The organism is Povalibacter sp. (assembly GCF_036735925.1).
Classification (GTDB): Bacteria; Pseudomonadota; Gammaproteobacteria; order Steroidobacterales; family Steroidobacteraceae; genus Steroidobacter.
This window is the reverse complement of sequence record NZ_DAINNK010000041.1, coordinates 38,553-47,968: the sequence shown is the minus strand read 5'-3', so window position 1 is coordinate 47,968 and position 9,416 is coordinate 38,553. Positions and strand designations below refer to the sequence as shown.

Sequence of the window (9,416 nt, the reverse complement as noted above, 5' to 3'; positions counted from 1 at the left end):
GGCTGAAGCCGGCCTCCACAGTAAGCATTCGCCGAATGCGGTGAATTCGCGATGCCCGCTGCAGAAGGCGGCGGCTAAGATCGGGCGCGTTACCGAGGTAAGCGCGCCCCATGAAACAAACCCGCAATCTCTGGCAGGCATTGCTGCTGGCAGCCGTCCTGCTGTCGCAGTCCGTCGGTGCCGTTCCTATCTGGGGTGCCAGGCAATCGCAGCCCGCCGACACGCCGCCATCGCAGTTGAAGCACGGCGAGTGGATCTGGCTGGGCGATGCGATCGACACCGGGCCGATGGTGATGGTCGTGAACCTCAGCGAACAGCGCGCCTACGTGTATCGCAACGGCGTGCTGATCGGCGTCACGACGGTGAGCACGGGTCGTCCCGGCCATGAAACGCCGACCGGCGTGTTCACGATCCTGCAGAAGGACAAGGATCACCGTTCCACCATCTACGACAGCGCGCCGATGCCCTACATGCAGCGGCTCACGTGGGGCGGCGTCGCGCTGCATGCGGGCGGATTGCCGGGCTATCCGGAATCGCACGGCTGCGTGCATCTGCCGAGCGAGTTCGCGCGTCTGCTGTTCGATATCACCTCCACCGGCATGACGGTCGTGGTCGAAGACCGGGCCGGACAGCCGCAGCAGGTGCCGACGCCCGGTTTTCTCGCGCCGGTGACGACGGCAGGCGCCGCGATGAGCTACGAGCCGTTGAGCCAGAGCGAACAATTGCGCTGGACACCGGAGGCGTCGCTGAGCGGTCCGGTCAGCATCGTCATCAGCCGCGGCAGCGGCCGGGTGGTCGTGTATCGCAACGGCGTGGAAATCGGACGGGCGCGAGCGATCTTCACCGGCGCCGGTCCCGTCGGCACGCATGCGCTGATTCTCGCGGCAGGCCCGGCGCAGATGCCGCGATACGTTCCCGATCCGCAAAGCCAGCACTGGCTGCATGTCGGAATCGCGGGCGACGCGACTGCCGGCGGCACGGAGCCGGATCCCGCCATCGAGTCGCGACTGGAGATGCCGCCCGAATTCGTACGGGCGGTCTTTGGCGTGCTGACGATCGGATCGACGGTGCTGATCACGGACGAGGCCATCACGCCGTCGACCACCGGTGAAACGCTCGACGTCGTCAATGCCGATCCGCCCGAGACGTGACGACTACCTGCCGGCGCCGTCGATGACGCGCGCCACTTCATCGACGAGTACGCGACCGGCGAAGGGCTTGGCGAGGAACGCGACGGCACCGATCGCGTCGGCCTCGCGACGGCTGTGGGTGTCGTCGTGCGCCGTGATCACGATCGCCGGCGGCGATCGTCCCTGCGCGGCGAGGCGCTTCTTCAGTTCATAGCCCGTCATGTCCGGCAGGTGCACATCCAGCACGAGACAGTCGGCCTGCTGTGAAATCTCGCTGGACAGCGCGGCGATGGCCGATTCGAAGCTCGTGACGTGAAAGCCCGCGGCCTGCAGCAGCCGGGAGACCGCCTGATTCAGGCCGGTATCGTCCTCCACGATGACAATGTTGCCGCGGGATGTAGCCACAATCGCGCCCTGCAGGACGGCGACGATGTCACCGTGCGGGCAAGCCTGACAGGCACGCGCCGGCGGCTGTATCAGTAGTTGGGGCGATCCGGATTGCCCAAGCGACCTAGCAGGGCGCGCCCAGTCCTGCTGCCTGCGGTGCACCAAGCATCGCGGCGACCGGCGGCAGTTCGTTTTCCGGCGGCTCGTCCTGGATGCCGAGCAGTCGCGCGGCGCGCACCAGATCGGCCAGGGAGTTCAGCTGCATCTTCTCCAGCATGCGCGCGCGATGCGTTTTCACCGTCCGTTCGCAGGTGTTGAGTTCGACCGCCAGTTGCTTGTTCAACGAGCCGTGAACCACGCCCAGAAAGACGGCGCGTTCCCGCTCCGAGAGCAGCGCATAGCGCTGCTGCATAAGCCTGATCTCCTGCTTCGCGCGGCGGCGCTGCGAATCGATGGCGAGCGCGCGACGGACCGACTCGAGCAGGGCCTCGGTCCGCACCGGCTTCGTCAGGAAGCCGAAGGCGCCGGACTTCATGGCGTGCACGCTCGTCGAGATGTCGCTGCATCCGGTGACGAAAATCACCGGCGGCGAGATCTCGCGCGTCGCCAGCGCATCCAGCAGTTCGACGCCGCTCGGACCGGGCATGCAGATGTCCAGCACGATGCAGCCCGGCCGCGTCGCGGCGTCCGACAGCAGGAATTCGCCGGCGCAGCGATAGCCGACGGCCCGCAGGCCGGCGGCGTTCAGTACGCGCGTGAGTCCGGTGCGGAAACTGTCGTCGTCGTCGACGACGTGAACATGGTTTCCTTCGTTCGTTCCGGTGTCCATCGACAGTGCTCCCGCTGCTGGCTTCAGGCGGCCAGTGGAATCGTGAATCTGAAACTTGCGCCGTGACCGGCGTCGTTGTTCTCGGCCCAGATGGCGCCGCCATGGGTCTGCACGATGGCGCGTGCGATCGACAGGCCCAGGCCCATGCCGTCGTGCTTGGTGGTGTAGAACGATTCGAACACGCGTGCCGCGCGACCGTCGGGAATTCCCGGGCCGGTGTCGACGATGCACACTTCGACCGACTTCGCGCCGTGACGGCGCGTCTGTACTTCGATGCGCCGCCGGTCGGCGGCGACTTCCTGCAACGCGTCCATCGCATTGATGATGAGGTTGAGCATCACCTGCTGCAGATGCACGGGATCGCCGGACGCGCGCGGCAGCGCGTCTTCCAGCGCCGAACGGATGACGATGCCGCGGCGCATGGCATCGGAGCGCGACAACGCCAGCGCGGTCTGCACGATCTCGTTGATGTCGATGCGCTCCATGCGCAGTTCGCGCTTCGCCAGCAGCTTGCGCAGATTGCGGATGATGTCGTGCGCGCGCAGGTCGTCGCGACGGATGTCTTCGAGAATCCGGCGGATCTCGTCGAGCGGAACGGGGTCTGCCTGCAGCAGCAGGTCGGCGGCGTCCGCATTGCTCAGGATCGCGCCGAGCGGCTGGCTCACTTCGTGTGCGATGGACGCCGTCATTTCCCCCACCAGTACCAGGCGCGCGGCATGCGTGACTTCCGAGCGCTGTCGCTGCGCTTCGTCCTGCGCTTTGCGGCGACGATGATTCTGGATCATGAGGATCACGATCAATGCGGTCTGCACCAGGAGCAGCAGCGCAATACCGATCTGCAATGGATCGACGCGGACAATCATGCTGGCGTTCTGTGACGTTCCCGTGTACGACAGACCGGCGTGTTCTAAAGATTCAGACTGGCAGCGCCGTATCAGTAAGAGCTGTGATGATTCGGCAACAAATGCGTATCGTCATAAGTAGAAGTTGGCGCTAGTGTTCGCGGACCTTGCCACAGGGACAGAACAATCATGCAGCGGCGAGCCTACGCGGACTTCGATGAGTTTGCGGATTCTCTGAGTGGGGTCGCAGGTCGGTTTGTACCTACCGCGCGTTCATCGAGCGACTGGTGGATCGAGAACGCCAGGGCCGGACGCATCAGGCTGCAACAGGTGCAGGTCGGCGGTGCAACGACATTCGCCGGCGATGGCGCGTCGGATCATCTGAGCCTCGGTCTTCCGCTCACCGATCCCGCGGCGATCCGCATCGATGGGCAGCCGCTCGCGGCCAACGCGTTCGTGCTTGCCGTCAACAACCAGCCTTTCACGTTCTCGAGCCGCCAGCTCACGCGCTGGATTTCGATCACCGTGCCGCTCGAGCGTTTGAACGGCAGCGCACCCGAACTGCTCTCGCCGGTCGCGGGCGGGACGCGCAGTCAGGCGCGCCAGCAGGAACTCGACGAAGTTCGTGCATTGGCGCTGCGCATCTGCGGCGATCAGCAGCCGGTGAGCATCGTGGAGCCCGCGGCGGTCGCGGCGGCAGAGGAAGAACTGCTGCACACGGTGACCGGTGCGCTGGCGGTGGGCGCGCGCGCGATCGATCGGCACATCGGCAGGCCGCAGGTCTCGCGTACGCGCGTCATCGCGCGCTGCCTTGAACTGATCGATGCCACCGAGGGCCAGCCGCTGTTCATCGACGACCTGTGCACGGCCACGCAGGTGAGCGAACGGACGTTGCGGAACATCTTCCAGGAGTATTTCAGCGTCGGCCCGATGCGCCTGCTCAAGGTGCGGCAGCTGCGCGAAATCCGCAGCGCGCTGCTGAAGGGCGATCCGGTGCTCGACACGGTGACGAAGATCGCGGCGCGCTTCGGGGTGTGGGACTTCAGCCTGTTTGCGCGCAACTATCGTGCGCTGTACGGCGAAGCGCCATCGCAGACGTTGCGGCGACCGCGCGGCGTCACGAGCGAGCGGCGCGATGACGGTGCGGTGTCGCCGACCTGGATCGGCTACGCCTCGCGCCGTTTCTCCTTCGGGCTGCCGATGCCGGCGCTCGAAGCTGGCGAGTCCGCTGGCGCCGACCCGCGCAGCTGAGCCGCGACCTTCCTACAGACTGGCGCGGGCGAACAGCAGTGGCCCGTCGAAGTTCATGTCCACCATGCCGGGATCGTTCGCGTCGCGCGAGTCGATGTCGATGGTGAACGTGCGATAGCCCAGGCCGAACACGAGATAGGGATTCATGCGCCAGGTGACGGCGAGGCGCGCGTCGAGGATCTCGCCGTCGACCTCGTCGATGTCGGCGGTGAGATATTGCAGCCGCGCTTCCGCCGACCAGCGCTTCGTGAAGTCGTAGCGTCCCTCCACGCCGATCATCGGCAGCGGCGCCACGCCGGACTCGGCATCGCGCACCACGCGACTGCGCACCAGCGCATTGACGTCGACGCTCGTGATCTGGATGCCGAAGGTCGCCGTCAGCTCGGCGTTGTCGCGCACCAGGAATCGATAGCCATACGTCAGGCCGAACATGGTCAGGTTCAGCTCGCTGTCGACGCGCTCGCCGGGTTCGTACACCTCGTCGTCGAAGAAGATTTCCTCGTCGATGACGGTCGACGCTGAACGGCGCGAACTGAAGCCGCTCAACCGCAGCAGATGGTGATTGCCGGGCAGCAGCGTGATCTCGGCCTGCGGCATCAGTGCGAAATCGTCGAGCCCGAGATCGTCTTCGGCGCTGATCTCCGTGCCCGGCAGCGTGAGCGACTCATCCACCCGCAGGCGGGTATCGATGCTCGCGCCGAGCAGCGTCACTTCGACGCGGAAGCGGTCTTCGACGACGCGCGGCGGCGGATCGGGAGAGTACGACGGGGTCTGGGCCAGCGCGCTGCTGCAGGCAACGAGCGCCGCGGTGCCGAGCACGCACGCCTGCATCCGGTTTGCGAACTTCACGAACAGCTCTCCTTCTGTGAGCTGTCCGGATTATGCATAGAGCCTCAGGTCGCGGCGACCCAGTGGTCGTCCCAGCGCAGCGGAAATTCGCTGTCGAGTTGCAGAAAGTGTGAACGCAGTGGGGTTTTGTCGATCTCGTACGCGGTGCCGTCGCGCTGCGAAGCGACGATCGTACCGTCGGCAAGTCGCGACAGACCGTAGTTCTCCGCGGCCGCGATGAAGCCCAGGAATTCATCGTTCGCCGTCGACCAGCACGCCACGCCGTTGCCGTACGGACAGGCAGCCGCGATCAGCTGCTGCGGTTCGCTGATGGAGATGCTCGCCACGTAGCCGCGAAAATGCGCGCGTTGCTCCTGCGGCGAGGGCAGCAGGCGCAGGCCGGCACCGGGACGGTAGACCGCGACGATGCCGGGCGCATCCGCCGGTTCGCCTTCGTACTGCAGACCGATCGCCGTCGTGCCGTTCGCCGTCATCGCCAGATGACGAATGCTGAGCAGATGATCCGGCAGCCGCAGCTGCTCGCGACAGGCACCGCTGTCCGCATCGATCACGCACAGCGACGGATCCATCGTCGCGATGTTGAGCTTGCGACGGAACGTGCGCGGGTGAGTCATGATGCCGCCGTTGGCGACCAGCAGCGAACCGTCGGGCAGCCACGCGACTTCGTGCGGATCGATGCCCTGCGTATCGATCTCCGCGACGATGCTGAAGTCGGAGGATCGGCGCACCGCCACCACGCCGCGTGCATTCTCATAGTCGTGTTCGGGCGTATAGACGAGCGCGCCGTCGCGCGAGAACACGCCGTGTCCCGCGAGATGCCGTCCCGCCGGCGTCTCGAACAGCTGGCGCACCTGCATCGTGTCGCGACGCAGTTCGAACGCCGCCGTGCCCGGTCGCCGTGCGAAGAACAGCACGCGCTGCGGATCGCGCGGATCGATGGCGCAGCCATGCGCGCGCATCGGAATGCGGGCGCCGAACACTTCGCCCGATTCCAGCGTCACGCCGCCGACGTACTGATCGCCGCGCGCATCCTCGAACGCCGACAGCAGCGTTCCCTGCAACTGCGAGCGGAACCGATAGCCGAGGCCCACGGCCGCCGTGCCGAGTGCCACGGCGGAGCCAATCAGGAAATTTCGTCTGCTCGTGGTCATGTGTTGATCGGAGTAACCGTGACCGGAAGGGAATCCCGCGGGACAAAGAACGCATAAAAAAATAGAGAGAAGAATGGCCGCAAAAAGGCGCAAAAAGCGCAAAGTTCAGAGACAGATCTCGAGGCTCTTCTTTCCGATCTGCGCCTTTTGCGCTTTTTGCGGCTATTTTCTTTCTATGTGTTCTTTGCGTTCTTTGCGGTTACTCCTCGTCTCCTCACAGAGAATTAACGAAAGCCAGCAGCGCCTCGCGGTCGGCCTTCGACATGCCGAGGAACGCCTGCTTCGATTTTGCGCCCTCGCCGTCATGCCACAGGATCGCTTCGCTGACGTTGCGGGCGCGGCCGTCGTGCAGCAGCAGGGTGTGGCCGTTGACGATCTGCTGCAGGCCGATGCCCCACAGCGGCGCCGTGCGCCATTCGCTGCCGCTCGCTTCGAAATCGGCGCGGCCGTCGGCGAGGCCCGGGCCCATGTCGTGCAGCAGCAGGTCGGTGAATGGATGGATCGTCTGCCTGCTCAGCCAGGGTTTGTCGTTCGATTCCGGCGTGGTGAACGTGGCGCGATGACAGGATTCGCAGCCGGCTTCGAGGAACAGCCGCGCACCGCGCTTTACTTGCGGCGAATCGAGACTGCGGCGCGCCGGCACGCCCAGCATCTGCTGATAGTCGACGATGTGAGCAAAGATCTCGTCGCTGATTTCCGGCTCGCCGCCGGTCGGCGCTGCAAGGCATTCCTTCTGCACCGGCGTGCAGTTCTGCTCGGGACGCAGCGAGGAGCTCATGCCGATCTCGGACGAGAAGGCGCCGGCGGTCTGGTGGGCGACGTCGGGCTGATTCGATTTCCAGCCGAGTCGTCCGATCACGGCGCGTGACAGCAGGTGATTCCAGACGTGATTCGGCCGACCCGAAATGCCGTCGCCATCCGCATCGTCGGGATCGGCGCGTTCGAGGATCTGGCTGTCGGGAATGGCTTCTAGCAGGCCCATGCCGAACACCGGCGGAGCGACGCGCGGCGAGAACTGGTTGTCGTGCGCCAGTTCGCCATAGGCGAGATCGGCGAATTCGTATTCCGGCGCGAGCAGCGTGTAGGGCTCGCCATCGGAAAAAGTGCCGTGGATTTCCTTGTGCCTGATGCGCACCGTGCCTTCCGCGGGCACACCGCCGATGGCGAACGGATTGAGATTGCCGCCATAACGCGGATCGGCGCCGGGCTCGTTGTTGTCGCCCGGCACCGGCGTGGCGAACTGGATGACCAGCGAGATCGGCCGTTCGTCGGGGCGTTCCGGCGGGCGTCCGCGGCCATCGTTGTTGTGGCACGCATCGCAGCTGCGCGCATTGAACAGCGGGCCGAGGCCGTCGCGCGCGCCTGCGGTCGCCGGTGCGACCACCCAGGGACTGTTGAAGAAAGCGTTGCCGATGAAGAACTGGCCGCGACGCTGCACATCCAGATTCGCGGCGGGCTGCGCGAATGCACGATGCGTGGCATTGCTCACCGTCGTCGCGCCGCCGGAGTTCGGATCCAGCAGCGCCTGCGTGTCCGGACCGCCGCGCGTGCACGCGGCGAGTGCGAGCATCAGCAGATATAGCGCGGGCGTGCCCGCATTCGATCGCATCAATCGCCCAGCCCTTCGAGATCGGACATGAAGATCTGCAGCGACTGGGCCGCCCGGCCGATGGACAGCGCTTCCGCGCGCAACGCGTCGATCGCGGCCTGCGTGCGGGCACGGCCTTCGGCGTTGTCCGGCTGGATCTCGCGATCGAAGGGATCGCGGAGGGCGGCCAGCGATTCGCGCGTGCGCGCCAGGCGTTCGTCCATTTCCTCGGCGACGCGCGGATCGGCCTGCTTCACCAGATCGGCCAGGCTCGGGCCGCTGACGACGTCGCCGTTGAGGCGCTGATAGCGGCCGAGGTAGACGTGTTCGATGCCCGCGCCATTGGCACGCAGATCGCTGCCCGTCGTATCGCTGAAGCAGGATTGCTCTTCTTCCTGATCGCCGGACAGCAGCGGCACGTTCATGCGCTCGCCCGCCATTTCCACTTCCGCGAGCGCCGCCATGCCCGTGAGCATGCGCTTGAGTCCCGTGTACACGTCGCCGCTGGTGAGGGTGGCGCGGTAGTTGGGCGCATTCGCCGGCGCATCCGGGCTCCAGGCCGCGACGAGTTTTTCCAGATCGCTGACCAGCAGGGTGGTGGCGGCTTTCAGGTAGCGGCCGCGCCGGGCCGGCACGTCGTCAGCGGCGCTCGATACGAAATCCGTGTGCGGGCGCTGTCCGGCCGAATCCGCGGGCTCGTTGCGGTCCTGGCCCCACAGCAGGAATTCGATCGCATGCCAGCCGCTCGCGATGTTCTTTTCGCCACCGGCCTCGTTCTGGGCCGCGATGAGTTCCGGCGTGATGTCCGGAAATGCTTTCGCATCGCCGATGATGTCGAGACCGGGGGCGGCGTTGTAGGAATCGATCTGCACGGCGTCGATGTGATTTTCATCCAGCGGCCAGCCGTTCATCTGCGGCTCGGGTCCGCCTTCGGCATCGACCGGTCCACCATAGAAGCGGAACGCCTCGGAATAGCTGTAGGGCACACGCGCTTCGCGCCAGCGCTGACGTGCTGCTTCGAGCGTCTCGGCGCTCGGCTGTGCCAGCAGCTGATCGACCGCCTGATCGAGTGCGCGGGTCGCGAGCAGGGTGTCTTCGTATGTTGCGTGGACGAGGGCGCCATAGGCGGCAACGACGGGCCGGCGCGGATCGTCCGGAGGCGTACGGCTGCAGCCGGCGAAACACATATAAATGAGCGCCAGCATCGCTGCCGCCGCGACTCGCGTGGATGGAAACATGTCACTCCGGACGGATTGAGTCTGTTGTATCCCGCCCTGTCAGGAGGCAGCGGCGGTGGGACGAGGCCGCGGCGTCCCGGTGCCGCGGCGGGACGATTCTATTCTTAATCGAGAATCAGTCGCAATTACAGCGGCAGTGCTTGCGGGAATG

At 65.7% G+C, this 9,416-nt stretch carries 9 protein-coding genes; 2 read left to right on the top strand and 7 right to left on the bottom strand.

Features of this window, described 5'->3' with window-relative positions; all coding sequences use genetic code 11:
• The first annotated feature begins 110 nt into the window (after window positions 1-110).
• The gene (locus V7D81_RS13620) at window positions 111-1,151 is read left to right on the top strand and encodes a L,D-transpeptidase (protein WP_324317130.1); all 1,041 of its coding nucleotides are present in this window, start codon (window positions 111-113) and stop codon (window positions 1,149-1,151) included.
• A 3-nt stretch (window positions 1,152-1,154) separates the two neighbouring features.
• On the opposite strand, the gene V7D81_RS13615 is transcribed toward V7D81_RS13620, so the two are convergent.
• The 3 genes from V7D81_RS13615 to V7D81_RS13605 all read right to left on the bottom strand — a co-directional run bounded on the left by V7D81_RS13615 (window position 1,155) and on the right by V7D81_RS13605 (window position 3,209).
• Window positions 1,155-1,535 carry a response regulator transcription factor gene (locus V7D81_RS13615; protein WP_324317128.1) on the bottom strand — a complete coding sequence of 127 codons (381 nt, stop codon included), beginning with the start codon at window positions 1,533-1,535 and terminating at the stop codon, window positions 1,155-1,157.
• A gap of 106 nt (window positions 1,536-1,641) precedes the next feature.
• Entirely contained in the window at window positions 1,642-2,346 is a 705-nt protein-coding gene (locus V7D81_RS13610) for a response regulator transcription factor (RefSeq protein ID WP_324317126.1), read from the bottom strand.
• Window positions 2,347-2,369: 23 nt separating this feature from the next.
• The gene (locus V7D81_RS13605) at window positions 2,370-3,209 is read right to left on the bottom strand and encodes a sensor histidine kinase (protein ID WP_324317124.1); all 840 of its coding nucleotides are present in this window, start codon (window positions 3,207-3,209) and stop codon (window positions 2,370-2,372) included.
• A 168-nt stretch (window positions 3,210-3,377) separates the two neighbouring features.
• On the opposite strand from V7D81_RS13605, the gene V7D81_RS13600 reads away from it, so the two are divergent.
• Window positions 3,378-4,439, top strand: a complete 1,062-nt coding sequence (locus tag V7D81_RS13600) for an AraC family transcriptional regulator (protein ID WP_324317122.1) — start codon at window positions 3,378-3,380, stop codon at window positions 4,437-4,439.
• Between the two features lie 12 nt (window positions 4,440-4,451).
• Here V7D81_RS13600 and V7D81_RS13595 read toward each other — a convergent pair whose 3' ends face one another.
• The 4 genes from V7D81_RS13595 to V7D81_RS13580 form a co-directional block, all read right to left on the bottom strand.
• The gene (locus V7D81_RS13595) at window positions 4,452-5,288 is read right to left on the bottom strand and encodes a hypothetical protein (RefSeq protein WP_324317120.1); all 837 of its coding nucleotides are present in this window, start codon (window positions 5,286-5,288) and stop codon (window positions 4,452-4,454) included.
• 44 nt (window positions 5,289-5,332) lie between these two features.
• Window positions 5,333-6,439, bottom strand: a complete 1,107-nt coding sequence (locus tag V7D81_RS13590; protein WP_324317118.1) for a DUF1513 domain-containing protein — start codon at window positions 6,437-6,439, stop codon at window positions 5,333-5,335.
• Window positions 6,440-6,653: 214 nt separating this feature from the next.
• Complete coding sequence (locus V7D81_RS13585; protein WP_324317117.1) at window positions 6,654-8,048, bottom strand: di-heme oxidoreductase family protein; 1,395 nt, start codon at window positions 8,046-8,048, stop codon at window positions 6,654-6,656.
• Complete coding sequence (locus V7D81_RS13580; protein ID WP_324317115.1) at window positions 8,048-9,265, bottom strand: imelysin family protein; 1,218 nt, start codon at window positions 9,263-9,265, stop codon at window positions 8,048-8,050. The genes V7D81_RS13585 and V7D81_RS13580 overlap by 1 nt, the downstream gene beginning before the upstream one ends.
• Between the last annotated feature and the right edge of the window lie 151 nt (window positions 9,266-9,416).

Coding starts and splice junctions, on each gene's coding strand:
- V7D81_RS13620 (WP_324317130.1), top strand. CDS start 111: ATGAAACAAACCCGCAATCTCTGGCAGGCATTGCTGCTGGCAGCCGTC.
- V7D81_RS13610 (WP_324317126.1), bottom strand. CDS start 2,346: ATGGACACCGGAACGAACGAAGGAAACCATGTTCACGTCGTCGACGAC.
- V7D81_RS13605 (WP_324317124.1), bottom strand. CDS start 3,209: ATGATTGTCCGCGTCGATCCATTGCAGATCGGTATTGCGCTGCTGCTC.
- V7D81_RS13600 (WP_324317122.1), top strand. CDS start 3,378: ATGCAGCGGCGAGCCTACGCGGACTTCGATGAGTTTGCGGATTCTCTG.
- V7D81_RS13590 (WP_324317118.1), bottom strand. CDS start 6,439: ATGACCACGAGCAGACGAAATTTCCTGATTGGCTCCGCCGTGGCACTC.
- V7D81_RS13585 (WP_324317117.1), bottom strand. CDS start 8,048: ATGCGATCGAATGCGGGCACGCCCGCGCTATATCTGCTGATGCTCGCA.
- V7D81_RS13580 (WP_324317115.1), bottom strand. CDS start 9,265: ATGTTTCCATCCACGCGAGTCGCGGCGGCAGCGATGCTGGCGCTCATT.